At 71.2% G+C, this 16,932-nt stretch carries 13 protein-coding genes; 3 read left to right on the forward strand and 10 right to left on the reverse strand.

Going from position 1 to position 16,932, the window contains the following annotated elements; all coding sequences use genetic code 11:
• Positions 1-3: 3 nt before the first annotated feature.
• The 4 genes from ACFV9W_RS28025 to ACFV9W_RS28040 all read right to left on the reverse strand — a co-directional run bounded on the left by ACFV9W_RS28025 (position 4) and on the right by ACFV9W_RS28040 (position 6,409).
• Positions 4-1,926: an IucA/IucC family protein gene (locus ACFV9W_RS28025; RefSeq protein WP_385765911.1), complete on the reverse strand. Its 1,923-nt coding sequence runs from the start codon at positions 1,924-1,926 to the stop codon at positions 4-6.
• 40 nt (positions 1,927-1,966) lie between these two features.
• Positions 1,967-2,863: a GNAT family N-acetyltransferase gene (locus ACFV9W_RS28030; protein WP_385765914.1), complete on the reverse strand. Its 897-nt coding sequence runs from the start codon at positions 2,861-2,863 to the stop codon at positions 1,967-1,969.
• A gap of 15 nt (positions 2,864-2,878) precedes the next feature.
• Complete coding sequence (locus ACFV9W_RS28035) at positions 2,879-4,864, reverse strand: IucA/IucC family protein (protein WP_385765917.1); 1,986 nt, start codon at positions 4,862-4,864, stop codon at positions 2,879-2,881.
• 99 nt (positions 4,865-4,963) lie between these two features.
• A complete protein-coding gene (locus ACFV9W_RS28040) occupies positions 4,964-6,409 on the reverse strand; it encodes a diaminobutyrate--2-oxoglutarate transaminase family protein (RefSeq protein WP_385765920.1) in 1,446 nt (481 codons plus the stop codon).
• Positions 6,410-6,841: 432 nt separating this feature from the next.
• On the opposite strand from ACFV9W_RS28040, the gene ACFV9W_RS28045 reads away from it, so the two are divergent.
• On the forward strand, positions 6,842-8,065 hold the full coding sequence (locus tag ACFV9W_RS28045; RefSeq protein ID WP_385765923.1) for a trypsin-like serine peptidase: 1,224 nt from the start codon (positions 6,842-6,844) through the stop codon (positions 8,063-8,065).
• Positions 8,066-8,182: 117 nt separating this feature from the next.
• Here ACFV9W_RS28045 and hflX read toward each other — a convergent pair whose 3' ends face one another.
• The 6 genes from hflX to miaA all read right to left on the reverse strand — a co-directional run bounded on the left by hflX (position 8,183) and on the right by miaA (position 16,114).
• A complete protein-coding gene (gene hflX / locus ACFV9W_RS28050) occupies positions 8,183-9,691 on the reverse strand; it encodes a GTPase HflX (protein WP_385765926.1) in 1,509 nt (502 codons plus the stop codon).
• Positions 9,692-9,867: 176 nt separating this feature from the next.
• Entirely contained in the window at positions 9,868-11,343 is a 1,476-nt protein-coding gene (locus ACFV9W_RS28055; RefSeq protein WP_385765929.1) for a M1 family metallopeptidase, read from the reverse strand.
• 78 nt (positions 11,344-11,421) lie between these two features.
• Complete coding sequence (locus ACFV9W_RS28060) at positions 11,422-13,545, reverse strand: RelA/SpoT family protein (RefSeq protein WP_385765932.1); 2,124 nt, start codon at positions 13,543-13,545, stop codon at positions 11,422-11,424.
• A gap of 139 nt (positions 13,546-13,684) precedes the next feature.
• The gene (gene dapF / locus ACFV9W_RS28065; protein WP_385765935.1) at positions 13,685-14,554 is read right to left on the reverse strand and encodes a diaminopimelate epimerase; all 870 of its coding nucleotides are present in this window, start codon (positions 14,552-14,554) and stop codon (positions 13,685-13,687) included.
• 46 nt (positions 14,555-14,600) lie between these two features.
• The gene (locus ACFV9W_RS28070; RefSeq protein WP_385765961.1) at positions 14,601-15,068 is read right to left on the reverse strand and encodes a hypothetical protein; all 468 of its coding nucleotides are present in this window, start codon (positions 15,066-15,068) and stop codon (positions 14,601-14,603) included.
• A gap of 107 nt (positions 15,069-15,175) precedes the next feature.
• On the reverse strand, positions 15,176-16,114 hold the full coding sequence (gene miaA / locus ACFV9W_RS28075; protein ID WP_385765937.1) for a tRNA (adenosine(37)-N6)-dimethylallyltransferase MiaA: 939 nt from the start codon (positions 16,112-16,114) through the stop codon (positions 15,176-15,178).
• Positions 16,115-16,296: 182 nt separating this feature from the next.
• On the opposite strand from miaA, the gene ACFV9W_RS28080 reads away from it, so the two are divergent.
• Entirely contained in the window at positions 16,297-16,575 is a 279-nt protein-coding gene (locus tag ACFV9W_RS28080) for a hypothetical protein (protein ID WP_385765940.1), read from the forward strand.
• A 35-nt stretch (positions 16,576-16,610) separates the two neighbouring features.
• Positions 16,611-16,895 carry an antitoxin gene (locus ACFV9W_RS28085; protein WP_385765943.1) on the forward strand — a complete coding sequence of 95 codons (285 nt, stop codon included), beginning with the start codon at positions 16,611-16,613 and terminating at the stop codon, positions 16,893-16,895.
• Positions 16,896-16,932 lie beyond the last annotated feature (37 nt).

Genomic DNA, 16,932 nt, shown 5'->3' on the forward strand with positions numbered 1-16,932 from the left:
CGATCACGGCTGGTGCAGCGGATTGGGCACGGTGCCGTGCACGGCGGCGTGCGGGCGGTCGGCGCGGTCACGGTAGCCGTCGAGGTGCAGCCGATTGCGATTGAGGCACAGGCGCTCGATCTCCGGCGTGAGCAGGTCGAACATCTCGTACCGCTCCTTGAGCTCCGGGAAGCGCGCGTGATGGCGCAGGATCTCGGCGCGCAGCAGGGCCCAGAACTCGTCCTCAGGGAGGCCCAGTTGCTCCTCGTACAGCGGAGCCAGGTAGCGGAAGACGCCGACGAACAGTCCCGAGTGGATGAACTGCGTCAGGAACGCGGGGTCCTCCGTGAGCAGGACCTCGCGCACGTCGTCGGGCATGGAGTCGTGCTCGGGCAGTGCCTCCGAGCTGATGTTCACGTCGTCCACGAAGTCCTTCACCGCGAGCCGCACGGGCACGTCCTGGTCGTCGAAGACGACGATGGCGTTCTCTCCGTGAGGAGAGAAGACGGTTCCGTAGCGGTAGAGAAAGCGCAGCAGTGGGGGCAGCAGGGCGGCGAAGAGCCTGCGGAGCCAGGTCTTCGGGTCCAGGCCCGACCGTGCGACCAGCTCCGCGACGAACGCGCGCCCTTCAGTGTCGATGTGCAACAAGGAGGCGAGCGTTCGGGCTCGCTCTCCAGGGGCGAGGTGCCGCGAGAGGGGCTCGCGCCAGATCGCGCCCAGCAGTTCCTTGTACTGGTAGGGGACTTCTTCGAGTCCGTCGTACAGCGGGTGTTCCACGGTCACGGATGCGACCTCGCCCAGGAGGACGACCCCGCATTCCTCGCTCAAGAAGGAGTCGGCATCACGCAGAGCGTGCACCCATGTGGTGACGGCGGGCGCGGCCCACGTGCGCTCCGTCGGAAGTCCGCGCCAGACAAGGGTGTTGAAGATGGAGAGCGGCAACTTGACGGTGTGCCGGTCGGGGCGCGCCGTATTGAGGAACGTACGGATGGACTGCTGGGGCAGGCGCAGATCGCCGTCCGTGGGCAGCGGAACGATGTCGTTCGTGGCGATGGACGGCGCGAAGAGCGGCAGCACGATGTCGTCCCACTGCCAGGGGTGCACCGGAAGATAGACATACTCAGCCGGGTCCAGGCCGCGCGAGCGGAGCACCTGCTCGAACAACGTCCGGGTCGGCGCGTCGAGTTCGCCGTCGTAGAGGGAGGCGGGGTCCTCCAGTCCGGCGACGCCCCGGTACGTGGCGAGCCCGGAGTGCACGGCGATCCACGGGAGGCGGGTGGGGCGACGCGATTCCGGCGCCCAGCGGGAGGTGTCGGTCGCGGAGAATCCGAGACGCCCCTTGTTCAGTACGAGCCAGGGGTGGCCGGTCTGGTGCCCTTCGAGCTCGGCGTATCCGAGCTCCGCCAGTTGCGCCGCGGTGAGTGCGGTGTGGTCGAGGTGGGCGTCGGCGGCGAGGGTCACGGTGAGTTCGCGGATGAGGTGCCCGAGGGTGCTGCCGTCGAGGCCGAGGGCGTGCTTGGCGCGGAGGAGGAAGGCGAGCGGGTCGGTGAAGGGCTCGCGCCGCTCACGTCCGCCTTCCCCCTGGACCGTTCCCGCGGTTCCGGCCGGCTCGGGTTCCCACTCCATGCTCGCCGGGTCGACCTGCCAACTGCCGTACGCGCCGCGGCGGGCACGGAAATGGACGGTGCCGCCGACCTCCCTTGCGTCGGCCTCGGGCGCGCCCTCCCCGCCGGGCCGGCCGGCGGGGAGGGACAGAGCGTAACGACTGGCGCCGGGGCCGTCCGGGGCGAGGGCCGTCGGTCGCAGGATGTCCTCGTAGGCGAACTCGCCGATCAGCTTGGCCAGCAGCCGGGCGCCCGCCCTGTCCCAGTTCCCGGACGTGAGCTCGGGCGGGTCGTACAGCTCGGTCGGCTCTTCGGAACTCGGGGCGACGGACGGATTCGGCACGGGGACTCCTCGGACGGGAACCGGATCGGGTCGAGGTTCGTTACTGAGAGTGACTGGCCTGGAGTACGTTGCGCAGGGCGCGGTCACGGACCATGAGCGCGGCCCGTTTGTCGGGGAGGTCCACCTCGGCGAAGAAGCGGAATCCCGCGCCCAGGAAGGCGGAGACGGAGGGGGTATTGCGAAGGTCGGGTTCAGCGATGACGCGCGCGCAGCGCGGGCGATGATCGAGTACGAGGTCGGCGACGGCTTGGAGCAGCGTGGTGCCGAGTCCTCGTCCGCGGTTGGCGACGCCACCGATGAGGAGGTGGATTCCGGTGTCGTGCGGGCGGGCGGGGTAGTGACGGGCCAGTGGGTCGAGGTCGGCGCGGTAGATCTCCCAGTAGCTCATGGGCACGCCGTCGAGAACGCCGAGGCAGGGCACGCTGCGTCCGTCCCCGTCGAGTTGGGGCGCCAGGTGGTCCGCGGTGACGGTGTCGGGTCCCGCGAGCTCCCAGAAGGCGGCCACGGCGGGGTCGTTCATCCAGCGGCTGATCAGTGCCAGGTCCCGCTCGACGCGCACCGGGACGAGCTGGAACACGCCTGAGGGAGTGGTGACCGGTCCCCACTCCCCCACGTCGTCCAGCAGGCCGTGCTTGGTCACCGCCGTGGGATCGGCGGTGACTCGGCGTCCGCCGTCCTGCTCCGCCTTTACGAAGAGCGCGAGCAGTTCGTCGGGGAGTCTCAGGTCCAGGGTGTCCTGGAAGTCGGCGCTGTCCGCACCGGTCGCGCTCGACGTGTGCTCCGCGCTCTCAGCACCGTGCGCGCCCTTTGCACCCTCCGCGTTCTCGGGGGTCTCGGCGTTCTCGGGGGTCTCGGCGGGTGAAGCGGGTGACGCGGGTGCGTCGCGGTCGGTGGTGGGAGTGGTGTCGGCGTCGGTGCTCGCATCGGTGGGAGGCAAGGCGACGCTCCTCTCTCAGGTACGACGGGAATGAAAGGGGTTGGCGATGGTGACGTAGACGGACTGGGTGTCGACGGGACCGACGAGTTCGTCGAGGCCGTGGAGCCGGGTGAGCATGTTGGCCTTGCAGCGCAGGGTCGGCGAGTCGAGCAGCAGGCTCGGCAGTGTGCTGCGCCGCTGCTTCGGGCCCCTGGCGGCCTCGCCGAGGAAGCGGCGGAAGGCGGCGATCAACAGCTGCTCGTCGGCGAGCCGTTGGGAACCGAAGGCTCCGATCAGGCCGAGGACGTTGTTGATGGCGAGGTAGTAGGCGAATCGCTCGTCGGTGACGTCGTCGTCGACGAAGGTGTCGCTGTGTGTGCCGATGCCCGGCAGGCGCTGTTCCAGTTCCGTGCGGCGGGATTCGCGGAAGTAGTAGCCCTGGTTGTCACGGGAGCGTCCGCCGGCGGGCCAGCCTTCGGGGTCCAGGAGCAGCACAGTGTTCTGCTGATGGGCCTCCAGGGCGACGCCGGCTTCGCCGTCGAGCCAGAGCACGGGGCGTACGACGTGTTCCAGGTACCGCAGGAACCACTCGGCGGACACGGCTCCGCGGGTTCGCCCGGTGCGGGCCGCGAGGCGGGTCACGGTGTCGGCGAGGCGGGAGCTCATGGCCGGGTGGCCGGTGCGGTCGCCCTGGTCGGCGGTCGGCCGGGGCGAGACGAAGCCGGCGACGCATGCCGCGTCGTCGTGGGAGCGGAAGGGGTTGGCGCGGATCATCACGTCCAGACCCGGCACGGGTTCGCCGTCCGGGCCGTCGACGGCGAGCCAGGCCGGGTCGCGGACGACGTCGAAGCCGGGGTGCGCGGCCTGCCACTGCTCGGCAAGACCCGTGCCGAGGAGCCGGTGGACCTCGACGCCGCGGTGGAGTTCCTTGCGGAGGTTCTCCCGGCGGGAGTTGGTGATGCGCAGGCCGAGGGAGAGCTTGAGCATGGCCGGCGCGCCGGGCCGGTACAGAGTGCGGACGGAGGAGGTGGGGAACCAGGGCTCGCCGTGCGGGCCCAGGTCGCGCAGCAGTCCGGCGTCCAGGAGGGCGGCGGTCGCGGGGCGGTCTCGCAGCTCACGCAGCTGCCACGGGTGCACGGGCAGCGCGGCGTGCCCTGCGGGCAGCGGTAGCCCGGGGCCCGCCAGGCGGGAGGTGAGCTCGGCGGCGGTGCGGGCGTGGCCGTCCTCGGTCCAGGCCGAGTCGTGGGCGAGGACGTCCGGGGCCACGGAGATCCAGTGCAGGGGGAAGGAGCCGCGCAACTCCGGTGAGTAGGCCCCCGCTTCGGCGTCGGAGAGGCCTTCGCGGCTCTTCGGGGTGGGGTGCAGCGGATGCCCGAGGAGGAGCGCCTGCTCCGCGGCGAGGAAGGGGTCGGCCGGGTCCTCGGGGCGGTGGCGGCGGTCCGCGATGAAGTCGGTGGTGCGGCGCAGCGAGTCGGCGACGCGGACCACCAGCTCACCGCCGTCGCCGCCGGGGGCGGGAGCGGGGGCTCCCTGGGCGGAGTCACCGGAGTCACCGGAGTCACCGGAGGCGGTGGGGGCGTCGGCTTCGTCGTGGGCCGACTCCCTGCTCAGGAGGGCGGCGAGCGCGACGGCGTCGACGCCGGGGGCGTGCGTCGGTGCGTTCTCCAGGCGTGGCAGGCCGAATCGGTGCCAGCCGGAGGGCGACCAGTAGTGGACCGGGACGAGCAGGACGGTGCCGCTCGCGGGCAGCGGGATGCGGAGCGCGCTGTAGGAAGAAGGAGCGATGTTGTTCTCACGCACCCAGCAGCGCAGCAGATTCTCGACCGCCGCCAGCTGGGCGGCGGTCGCGGGGTCCGGGTGCTCCAGGAGATCGGCCTCGGCGGTGCGGGGGCGACCGGCCTCCTGGTCGCCGCCCTGCTGCCGTGGGATCGCCTCGCGCTCCTGGGCGCGCGGGGCTTGCGTGTCACAGGATCCGCCGGCGGTGGGACGGGAACGACCGTCGGATGCGGGGGTGGCGTTCAACTGGCTTCCTAGCGTGGGGTGGTGGGCTCCATGAGGCGGTGGTCCGGCCGGTCCGGCGTGTCACTGCCGTCGCTGGTGGCGGTGTGTCGTCGGGCGCTCCTACGACTCGTGACGGCGGGCGCGGGAGACGGCCGCCAGGGCGTCGGCGAGCCGGTCCACGACGGCCGCGGCCTGCTCGTCGGTGATGGTGAGGGGAGGCAGCAGGCGTACGACGCTGGAGTGACGGCCGCCGAGTTCGACGATCAGGCCGCGGTGCAGGCAGGCGTCGCGAACGGCGGCGGCGAGGTGGGGCGCGGCCGGGAGCGGGGTGGGCCCGGCGAGCAGCGGGTCGTCGGCGAGTTCCGCGGCGGCGGGCGCGGGGGCGGCGCCGTCCGGGTCGACGAGTTCCACACCGATCATGAGGCCACGTCCGCGGACCTCACCGATGCAGGTGAACTCGTCGGAAAGGCGCTGGAGTTGGCCGAGCATGCGCGCCCCGAGGTCGGCCGCGCGTTCGGCGAGGGCGTTCTCGCGGACGTACGAGAGGGTGGCCGCGCCCGCGGCCATGGCGAGCTGATTGCCGCGGAAGGTGCCAGCGTGCGCCCCCGGGGGCCAGACGTCGAGGTCCTCCCGGTAGACGACCACTGCGAGCGGCAGACTGCCCCCGATGGCCTTGGACAGGACCATGACGTCGGGCACGACACCGCTGTGTTCCACCGCCCAGAAGGCGCCGGTGCGGCCGACGCCGGTCTGCACCTCGTCGACGACCAGGGGGATCGAGCGCTGCTCGGTGACGGCTCGCATCCGGCGCAGCCAGGCGTCGGGCGCCGGGATGACGCCGCCCTCCCCCTGCACCGGTTCGAGGATCATGCCCGCGGGCCGCGGCACCCCGGACTTGGTGTCGTCGAGGAGCGATTCGGTCCAGCGGGCGGCGAGTTCGGCGCCGCGCGCGCCTCCGATGCCGAAGGGGCAGCGGTAGTCCTGCGGATACGGCAGGCGTGTGACGCGGACGTCCTGCGCCCCGCCGGACGCTTCGAGCGCCCCCGCGGTCATCCCGTGATACGCGCCCGCGAAGGAGAGCAGGCCCGAGCGGCCGGTGGCGGTGCGGACCAGCTTCAGGGCGGCCTCGACGGCGTCGGTGCCCGCGGGGCCGCAGAACTGGATGCGGGCCCGCTCGGCAAGGCCCGGCGGCAGCGTGCGGAACAGCTCCGTGGTGAACGCGTCCTTGACCGGGGTGGCCAGGTCGAGGACGTGCAGCGGTGCGCCCGAGTCGAGCACCTTGCGGATGGCCTCCAGCACCACCGGGTGGTTGTGGCCGAGGGCGAGGGTCCCCGCGCCGGACAGGCAGTCCAGATAGCGGCGACCGTCGGCGCCCTCGATGGTGAGCCCGCGGGCCCGCACCGGGACGATCGGCAAGGCGCGCGCATAGGTGCGCGCCGCGGACTCCCGCGCGCCCTGGCGTCGCAGAATCCCCTCGTGCGCGACGGGGTCGCGGGCAGGGGTCCCCGGTGTCCCCCCGCCAGGCGGGGCCGGCACCGCCAGGGTCTCAAGATCGGTCACAGGCACAGGATCGGTCACCGCCACGGCTGTTGGTCCTCCCGCTGGATATACGGCCGAAAAGGCCCCTCGACTCACCGATCGGCAGGGCGAGCCGGCGCGCTCTGAACGCCGACTGCGATTCCCCCGTACGTACCAACGAGAGGACGGGCGGAGGAACACGGCTCGTACGGGACTCATGAGCAGACCTTTGCCCGCGTTCCGCGCCGTCGGCCGGCCACCGCAGCCGGCTCTCCCGCACCGTGGATCCGAGGCGCGCCACCACGTAACGCCCCGTACCGGCCGCAAGATCCCTCCGTGACGGAACCGTTGCTGTTCCGTCGGCCGTCCCCGACGGCACCGGCATAGGGTGGTGTGCCGTTCGGAGGCAGCGGGGTTCGCCCCGTCTCCACCGCACGCGTACGACAGTTCAACCTTTCGAAGCCCAGGGGGATTCACGACATGCGACCCATACGCCCGCAGTTCGCCGCGCGCCGCGCTCGAGGCGCGCGAAGCAGAACGTCCCCCGTGGCGGCGGCGGTCGCGCTCGGTGCCGTGGTCGCTCTGACCGCCACGGCGTGCGGTCCGGGCGAGAACAACGCGAACGACAAGCCGACCGCCTCGGCATCCGCGGGCGAGGGCAAGTTCAAGATCCCGGACGACCTCGGGGACCGGCTCAAGGAGCACGGGATCGACCCGGACAAGTGGAAGGACGGGGAGTGGAAGAACTGGGACAAGGACAAGTGGCTGCGTGAGGCGCAGGACTTCGTCAACCCGATCATCGCGGGCCTGTGGGACTCCAACCGGATGCGGGACGCCGACAAGCCCACCGGTGGCGAGGTCGACGAGAACGACCTCTCCGGCGACCAGGGTGTGACGGACCCAGAGCCGAAGCCGGTGGCGGCAGCGGGCGTGTCCACCCCGTACCACGCCAACGCCCCGTACGCGGGCAAGCTGTTCTTCGACGGACCCAAGGGCTCGATGGTCTGCTCGGCGACCGTGGTCACCGACCCGGCGCACCCCGGCAAGTCCAACATGCTCTGGACCGCGGGCCACTGTGTGCACGCGGGCAAGAACGGCGGCTGGTACCGCAACATCGCGTTCGTGCCCTCGTACAACGACAGCGGCAAGTCCACGCAGGAGCTGCAGAACACGCCGCGGAACGAGGTCGCTCCGTACGGCGTGTGGTGGGGTGACGCGGCGCTGACGTCCGACCAGTGGATCGCGCAGGGCGGTCCGAGCGGCGGGGCGGGTGCTTCGTACGACTTCGCGGCGATCCATGTGACGCCGGAGAAGGGCGGCTCCACGAAGTCCCTCGAGGAGACGGTGGGTGCGGCGCTCCCGGTAAACTTCAACGCTCCGGCGGTGCCGGAGGTCGCGCAGATCACCGCGAAGGGCTACCCGGCGTCGGCCCCGTTCGACGGGCAGAAGCTGTACCAGTGCGCGGACAGGCCGGGCCGTCTTTCGCTGAGCGACGCGGACCCGACGATGTACCGCATCGGCTGCACCATGACGGGCGGTTCGTCCGGCGGCGGCTGGGTCGCCGAGGGCTCCGACGGCAAGCCGGCCCTGGTGTCCAACACCTCGATCGGCCCGGTGACCGCGGGCTGGCTCGCGGGCCCGCGGCTCGGCAAGGAGGCCAAGGGCATCTACGACTCGGTGAGCAGGAAGTTCGCCGGGCAGTAAGCACGTGCCGCGCAGGCGGCCGGTCTCATGGCTGAGCCCCTCTCCGGTCGACCGGAGAGGGGCTCAGCCATGTTCGGTACTTCGGTACTTCGGTACTTCGTACTTCGGTACGAGCCGTCAGCCCGCGACCGCCGCCGGAACGTACGGCGCGAATTCCGCCGCGAGTTCCTCGTGGACGCGTGCCTTGAGGAGCGTGCCCTCCGGGGTGTGCTCCTCGGAGATCACCTCGCCGTCGGCGTGCGCCCGCGCGACCAGCTGGCCGTGCGTGTACGGCACGAGGGCCTCGATCTCGACCGCGGGGCGCGGCAGTTCGGCGTCGATGAGCTCGAGCAGCTCCTCGATGCCCTGACCCGAGCGGGCCGAGACGGCGATCGCGCGCTTCTCCACGCGCAGCAGCCGCTGCAGCACCAACGGGTCGGCCGCGTCCGCCTTGTTGATCACCACGATCTCGGGCACGTTCGTCGCCCCGACGTCGCGGATGACCTCGCGTACGGAGGCGAGCTGCTCCTCCGGCACCGGATGCGAGCCGTCGACCACATGGAGGATCAGGTCGGAGTCGCCGACCTCCTCCATGGTCGAGCGGAACGCCTCGACGAGGTGGTGCGGCAGGTGCCGTACGAAACCGACCGTGTCGGCCAGCGTGTAGAGCCGGCCGCTCGGGGTCTCGGCCCGGCGCACGGTCGGGTCCAGAGTGGCGAACAGCGAGTTCTCCACCAGGACGCCCGCGCCGGTGAGGCGGTTGAGGAGCGAGGACTTGCCTGCGTTCGTGTACCCGGCGATGGCCACCGAGGGCACCTTGTGCCTGCGGCGCTCCTGGCGCTTGATGTCGCGGCCGGTCTTCATCTCCGCGATCTCACGGCGCATCTTCGCCATCTTCTCGCGGATCCGACGCCGGTCCGTCTCGATCTTGGTCTCACCGGGACCACGGGTGGCCATGCCGCCGCCCGAGGAGCCGGAGCCACCGCCACCCATCTGCCGGGACAGCGACTGACCCCAACCACGCAGGCGCGGCAGCATGTACTGCATCTGCGCGAGCGCGACCTGCGCCTTGCCCTCTCGGGACTTGGCGTGCTGGGCGAAGATGTCGAGGATCAGGGCGGTCCTGTCGACCACCTTGACCTTGACGACGTCCTCGAGGTGGATCAGCTGGCCGGGGCTGAGCTCACCGTCGCACACGACGGTGTCCGCTCCGGTCTCGAGCACGATGTCGCGCAGCTCCATGGCCTTGCCGGAGCCGATGTACGTCGCCGCGTCCGGCTTGTCGCGGCGCTGGATCACGCCGTCGAGCACGAGCGCGCCGGCCGTCTCGGCGAGGGCGGCGAGCTCCGCGAGGGAGTTCTCCGCGTCATGAACCGTTCCCGACGTCCACACGCCGACGAGGACCACGCGCTCCAGGCGGAGCTGTCGGTACTCGACCTCGGTGACGTCCTCGAGCTCGGTGGAGAGGCCCGCGACGCGGCGCAGAGCCGCGCGCTCGGAGCGGTCGAACTGCTGGCCGTCCCGCTCTCCGTCGATCTCGTGGCTCCAGGCGACGTCCTCTTCCATCAGGGCATCGGCCCGAAGGCTCTCGGTGTGGTTCTGCACCATGTTCTGCGCGTCCTGGGAAGGGGAAGAAGAGGAGGTCATTGGGTCCTTACGTCTGTGGGATTCGGGATACGTGACGGGTGTCCCACCCGTCATCTCTGACAACGCCCGGCCTGCCCCGGGGATTCCCGAGAGCGCCTATCAGGTGGCCCGCGCCGTCGACGTGGACGATATTCGCACGGTACGGGCCGTCTCGTCATCTGGATTGTTTCCCCGTGTCAGGGCTTCGACACCGGGTCGGTCTTCCAGTCCGGGTGGCCCGGCATGGGAGGCGTCTTCTTCCCGTAGAGCCAGGCGTCGAAGAAGCCGCTCAGGTCGCGTCCGGCCAGCTGCGAGGCCAGCTTCACGAAGTCCGCGGTGGTGGCGGTGGAGTCACGGTGCGTGGCCGTCCAGGTGCGCTCCAGGCGCTGGAAGGCGTCCGCGCCGATCTCCTGGCGCAGGGCGTAGAGGACCAGGGCGCTGCCGTCGTAGACGACCGGCCGGAAGATGCTGATCTTCCCGTCGCTCGTGGGCTTCTTGGGCGCGGCGGGCGGCCCGCCGTCGGCGCGCATGGCGTCTGAGGCGCGGTAGGCGGCGCGCATCCGCTGCACCATGGGCCGGTCCGCCTGCTCCTCGGCGTACAGGGACTCGTACCAGGTGGCGTGGCCCTCGTTCAGCCACAGGTCGGACCAGGAACGGGGGCTGACACTGTTGCCGAACCACTGGTGTGCCAGCTCATGGACCATGATCGACTCGACGTACCACTTCGGGTACTCGGAGCGCGTGAACAGGTCTCTCTCGAAGAGAGAGAGCGTTTGCGTCTCGAGTTCGAAGCCGGTGGACGCGTGGGCGATCAGCAGCCCGTAGTTCTCGAAGGGGTAGTCGCCGACCTTCCCCTCCATCCAGGCGATCTGGCCGGGTGTCTTCTTGAGCCACGGCTTCAGGGCCTTGACGTCCTTGGCGGGCACGACATCGCGCACGGGGAGCCCGTCCGGCCCGTCCTGGTGCAGCACGGCGGAGCGGCCGATGGAGACCTGGGCCAGCTCCGTGGCCATCGGATGGGCGGTGCGGTAGACCCACTGCGTGGCTCCTCCTTGTCGCTTTTTCGCGGCAGGAAGGGCGTTCTTCGCGACAGGGAGACCATTGGCGACCGCCGTGTAGCCCTTGGGGGCGGTGACCCGGAAGGTGAAGTACGCCTTGTCGGAGGGGTGGTCGTTGGACGGGAACACGCGGTGCGCCGCGTCCGCCTGGTTGGCCATCGCGAGACCGTCCTTGGTGCGCAGCCAGCCGATCTCCTTCTTGCCGGGCCTGGGGTCGCTGGTGTGCTGCACGGCGATCTTCAGCGGTTGCCCCGGCGTCACGGCCGCGGCGGGTGTGACGACCAGGTCCTCGCCCTTGGTGACGTACTGCGCCCGCGCCCCGTTGACCGTCACCGAACGGACGGTGCCGTGCGAGAAGTCGAGGTTGATCCGGTCGAGCGGGGCGGTCGCCCGCGCGTTGATCCTGGTGACGGCGTCGAGGGGCTTTTTGTTGTCACCGCCGTACGTGAAGGAGATGTCGTAGTCGGTGACGTCGTAGCCGGGGTTGCCCAGGTGCGGGAAGAGCCGGTCGCCGATGCCGAGCGGCTCGGCGGGCGCGGCCGCGGCGACAAGGGCGAGCGAGGCGCCGGCGGCGAGGAGCGCGGCGACGCGGGGCGTTCGGGAACTGAGCAGCATGAACTACGGCTATCAGCGCGCACCCCGGTGCACGGCGCGGCACGCGCCGCACCACCCGAACGAGGGTTTCAGGTAGGTCTACAGGGCGCCCGCCGCCGCGTGCCGCGTGCGCCCCACGTCGTACACGCCCGGCACGTTCCGCATCGCGCGCATGAGGCCCTGGAGGTGCGCGGCGTCCGGGAGTTGAAGCGTGTACGTGTGCCGGACGCGGCCCTGGTCGGGCGGGTCGACGGTCGCCGAGATGATGGCGACGCCCTCCAGCGCTATGGCCTCGGTCAGGTCGGCGAGCAGGTGGGGACGGCTGAACGACTCGGCGATCAGGGTGACCCGGTACTCGGCGGCCGCCGCGTCTGCCCAGCGCACACCGACCTCCGCGCGCCCCGCGTCCTTCATCCGCGCCACTCCGGAGCAGGCGACACGGTGCACGGTCACGACACCGCCGCGCACGGAGAACCCGGTCACCTCGTCGGGCGGCACGGGCGTACAACAGCCCGCGAGGCGCACCGTGGCACCCGGCTGGTCGACCACGGCGTTCGCCGCGGAGGGCCGCGCCGAGGGGCCGCTGTACGGGGCTCTGGGCGGCGACTGGGGCGCGCTCGGCCCCTCCGGGTGGGTGGCGAGCCAGCGGCGGATGGCGATGCGGGCGGCGGGCGTACGGGCGTGGTCCAGCCAGGCGACCGACGGCTCGGACGCGGCGCTGCCCTCCACCCCCGCCATCAGCAGCTGGACCGTGTCCCCGTCACCGAGGACCGTACTGAGCGTCGCCAGGCGGCCGTTGACCCGCGCGCCGATGACGGCGTGGGCGTCCTCGCCGTACTGCGCGTACGCGGCGTCGACGCAACTGGCGCCCGCGGGAAGGCCGATGGTGCCACCGTCGGGGCGGAACACGGTGATCTCCCGGTCCTGGGCGAGGTCCTCGCGCAGCGTCGACCAGAAAGTGTCGGTGTCCGGGGCGGACTGCTGCCAGTCGAGCAGCCGGTTCAGCCAGCCGGGGCGCGTGGGGTCGGAGCGCTCGCCCACGGTGTCCAGGTGCTCCTCGGCGGAGGGCGCGTACGGATTGCCCAGCGCCACGACGCCCGCCTCCGCGACCTTGTGCATCTGGTGCGTGCGGATGAGGACTTCGGCGACCTCGCCGTCCTTGCGGGCGACCGCGGTGTGCAGCGACTGGTACAGGTTGAACTTCGGTACCGCGATGAAGTCCTTGAACTCCGAGACCACCGGCGTGAAACACGTGTGCAGTTCGCCGAGGACGCCGTAGCAGTCCGCGTCCTCGTTCACGAGCACGAGGAGGCGCCCGAAGTCGGCCCCGCGCATCTCGCCGCGCTTGCGCCGCACCCGGTGGACGGAGACGAAGTGCCGCGGCCTGATGAGGACTTCGGCGCTCAGGCCCGCCTCGCGCAGCACCGAGCGCAGCTCGGTGGCGAACCCGGCGAGGGAGTCCTCGGTGCGCCGGGCGTAGGCCGTCATCAGCTCGCGCGTCTGCCGGTACTCCTCGGGGCGCAGGATCGCGAAGACGAGGTCCTCGAGCTCGGTCTTCAGCGCCTGCACGCCCAGGCGCTCGGCGAGCGGGATCAGGACGTCGCGGGTGACCTTGGCGATCCGTTCCTGCTTCTCCTGGCGCATGACGCCGAGGGTGCGCATGTTGTGCAGGCGGTCGGCGAGTTTGATCGACATGACGCGCACGTCGTTCCCGGTCGCGACCAGCATCTTGCGGAAGGTCTCGGGTTCGGCCGCCGCCCCGTAGTCGACCTTCTCCAGCTTGGTCACGCCGTCGACGAGATAGGCGACCTCCGCGCCGAACTCCTCGCGCACCTGGTCGAGCGTGACCTCGGTGTCCTCGACCGTGTCGTGGAGCAGGGAGGCCGTCAGCGTCGTGGTCTCCGCGCCCAGCTCGGCCAGGATCAGCGTCACCGCGAGCGGGTGTGTGATGTACGGCTCGCCGCTCTTGCGCATCTGGCCGCGGTGCGAGGACTCGGCCAGGACGTAGGCACGGTGCAGCGGCTCGAGGACGGCCTCGGGGTAGTGGGCCCGGTGGGCCTCCGCCACGTGCCCGATCGCGTCCGGGAGGCGGCCGCGGGCGGTGGGGCCGAGGAGGGCGGCCCGGCCGAGACGTCGCAGGTCGATCCGGGGGCGGCCACGCCGACGGTGCGCTCCGGGCGTGATCGGTCCCGGGTTCGCGGGGTTGGTCGCCTCCGCACTCATGAGCACCTCCGGCTTTGTCGACCGGCGGCGGGCTGGCGGCGGCACCCGTCCGGACCGGTGCTTGATGCTACCGAGCCCATCACGTGGCGCAGTCCCGCTCTCGCCGAGCGTGAAACGGATCACCCATTCGAGCGAAGGTTCACTGGTTTACGGTTTCGACTGCCGCGAACCAGTCGGTGTCGAGCCGACCTTCCGCGACGATCACGGCGGGACCGGTCATCTCGATCTCGCCGTCCGCACGCTCGGTGATCGTCAGCCTGCCTCCGGGCAGATCGATCTCGTACGTGACAGGAGCCCCGGTCACCGCCGGGTCCAGGCCGTCCCTGCGGGCGGCCGCGACGGCCACGGCGCAGGCGCCGGTGCCGCAGGAGCGGGTCTCGCCGGAGCCCCGCTCGTGCACGCGCATGGCGACGTGCCGCGGGCCGCGGTCGACGACGAACTCGACGTTCACACCCTCCGGGTATGCGTTCGCCGGAGCGAAGGGGGGTGCCTCGTACAGCGAGCCCGCGTGCGCGAGGTCGGCCACGAAGGCGACCGCGTGCGGGTTCCCCATGTTCACGTTCGTCGCGGGCCAGGTCCGCTCGTCGACACTGACCGTGACGTCGCCCTCGGGGAGCGCCGCCTTGCCCATGCCGACCGTGATCAGGCCTTCCTTGTCGATGTGGACCACCTTGACGCCGCCCCGCGTGGCCACGGAGAGGTCGCCCTCGCCGACGTGCCCCGCGTGCTGGAGGTAGCGGGCGAAGACCCGCACTCCGTTGCCGCACATCTCGGCCACCGAGCCGTCGCCGTTGCGGTAGTCCATGAACCACTCCGCCTCGTCGGCCATGTGCCGCGCCTCGGGGTGCGCGGCGGTGCGCACCACGTGGAGCACACCGTCGCCCCCGATGCCGGCCCGGCGGTCGCACAGGGCGGCGACGGCGGTCGGCGAGAGCGCGATGGCGTTCTCCGGGTCCGGGATGATCACGAAGTCGTTCTCGGTCCCGTGGCCCTTGAGGAAGGTGGTCATTTCTCGATCGTACGAGATGGGACCGACAACGCGGTCGGCGGTGTGGTCAGCGCAACCGTGCGACGCGCCACACGGCGAGCACGGCCACTGCCGCGACCACGACCACGTACGCCCCCACGACCCGCCAGTCCGGCCAGCTGCCCGAGCCGCGCGGCGGCAGCCCCGGCAGCGTGTAGCCCACCCGGCGGGCGGCCATCATGCCCCAGCCCGCGGCGCAGGAGCTGATCAGGAGGCCGAGCATCGCGACGACCGCTCCGCCGTCGCCGAACTCGAAGAACAGCGGGAACGCGAACATCAGGGAGCCGATCGCGGCCAGCATCACGATGGGTGCCAGCTGCCAGATGCGGAGCCTGCGCTGCGGGCGCAGCTCGACCTCGACCTCTTGGCCCTCGTCCTGCGCCGCGAGTTCCTCCGGGGTCGGTCCGTCGGCGATCACGCCGTCGGCGCCCGCCTCAGGGCCATCGGTACTGAGCTGCTCTCCGCCTGGTGCGGTGTCACGAGGGCCGGCCTCCATCGCCACGCGCCCTCCCACTCCGGACTCCACTGGTCGATCGATGGTCGATGATGGCACGCCCACAGAGGCCGGGATGACGGCCGGAGCGTCCCGATGCCATCACGTGATCAGGCTGTAACCGGTCGTTCGACCAACGACATTGCGCGGGCCGGGAGTTCCCCGCGGTCCGTCACGGCCCCACTGAGCCAATGCACCCGCGGGTCGCGCCGGAACCACGAGTCCTGACGGCGCGCGAAGCGCTTGGTGGCGCGGACGGTCTCCGCGCGCGCCTCGTCGAGCGTGCACTCGCCCGCGAGCGCCGCGAGCACCTGCTGGTAGCCGAGGGCGCGCGATGCCGTGCGTCCCTCGCGCAGCCCCTGGGCCTCCAGCGCGCGCACCTCGTCGACCAGACCGGCCTCCCACATGCGGTCCACGCGCGTGGCGATGCGTTCGTCGAGTTCGGGCCGCGCCACGTCCACGCCGATCTGGACGGTGTCGTAGACGGAGTCGTGTCCCGGCAGGTTGGCCGTGAAGGGCTTGCCGGTGATCTCGATGACCTCGAGGGCACGGACGATGCGCCGACCGTTGCTCGGCAGGATCGCCGTGGCGGCCTCCGGGTTGGCGGCGGCGAGGCGCGCGTGCAGGGCGCCGGATCCGCGCAGCCTGAGCTCGTCCTCCAGTCGGGCGCGGACCTCGGGGTCGGTGCCGGGGAACTCCATCTTGTCGACGGCGCCCCTTACGTAGAGCCCCGATCCGCCGACGAGGACGGGCCAGCGGCCCGCCGCGAGCAGCCGGTCGATCTCCGCGCGGGCGAGGCGCTGGTACTCCGCGACGCTGGCGGCCTCGGTGACGTCCCAGATGTCCAGGAGGTGGTGCGGCACCCCGTCGCGCTCCTCGGGCGTCAGCTTGGCGGTGCCGATGTCCATCCCCCGGTACAGCTGCATGGAGTCGGCGTTGACCACCTCGCCGCCGAGTTCCTTGGCGAGGAACACGCCTAGATCTGACTTTCCTGCCGCGGTCGGCCCGACGACGGCGATGACCCGCGGGGCGGGAGGTGCGCTACTCACCGCCCCAGTCTCGCAAACCCGGGCACCTGTTCACGAATGAGCTACGTGACGCCACAGGTCCGGGTTCGTTGCCTGTTGCGAGGTTCCAGCCGCCGGTTTCGAGAGCCGGCGCCCCGGTCGCCGCAATGGGACGCACCGGGTAGGGCGGGATTTCGCCCACACGAGTAACGTATGGAGTTGAAATGGGCGTTTTTGCCAGGTTTCGCCGGAAGACCAACGCTGCGGACGAGGCGTCAACCGCCGAGGCCCAGGCCGCCACTCTGACGGCCGCTCCCGAGGCGGAGGACACCGAGGAGCCCACCGAGGCCGCCGTGGCCCCCAGCGCGGAGCAGGAGGCCACGCAGGCCCCGGCCGACGGCGAGGGCACCGAGGCCGCCGCGGTGGAGGCCGTGGAGATCCCGAAGCAGCAGTCCGCGGAGCAGGCCGCGGACAACGAGGCCGGCGAGGGCGCCCGCAAGTAGCTCCAGAGAGTTCGGTGCGACGGAAGGGTGCAGCGATGGGCATCTTGGACTCGTTGAAGGCCAAGTTCGGCCCCGCCAAGAACAAGGTCTCGGACCTCGCGCAGCAGCACGGGGACAAGATCGACCAGGGCTTGGACAAGGCCGGCAGGCTGGTCGACCAGAAGACCAAGGGCAAGTACAGCGACAAGATCCGGATGGGCACGGACAAGGCGAAGGACGCCGTCGACCGGATGTCCGCGACAGAGGGCGAGAGCGCCCGGAAACCCAGGGACACGGACGGCGGGAACACCCCGCCGCCGCCTCCTTCCGCGGCGTCGTGACCCCCGCACCCCCACAGACGGCGACGGCCGCGAGCCC

Source organism: Streptomyces sp. NPDC059897, assembly GCF_042730865.1.
In the GTDB taxonomy this organism is placed as follows: domain Bacteria; phylum Actinomycetota; class Actinomycetes; order Streptomycetales; family Streptomycetaceae; genus Streptomyces.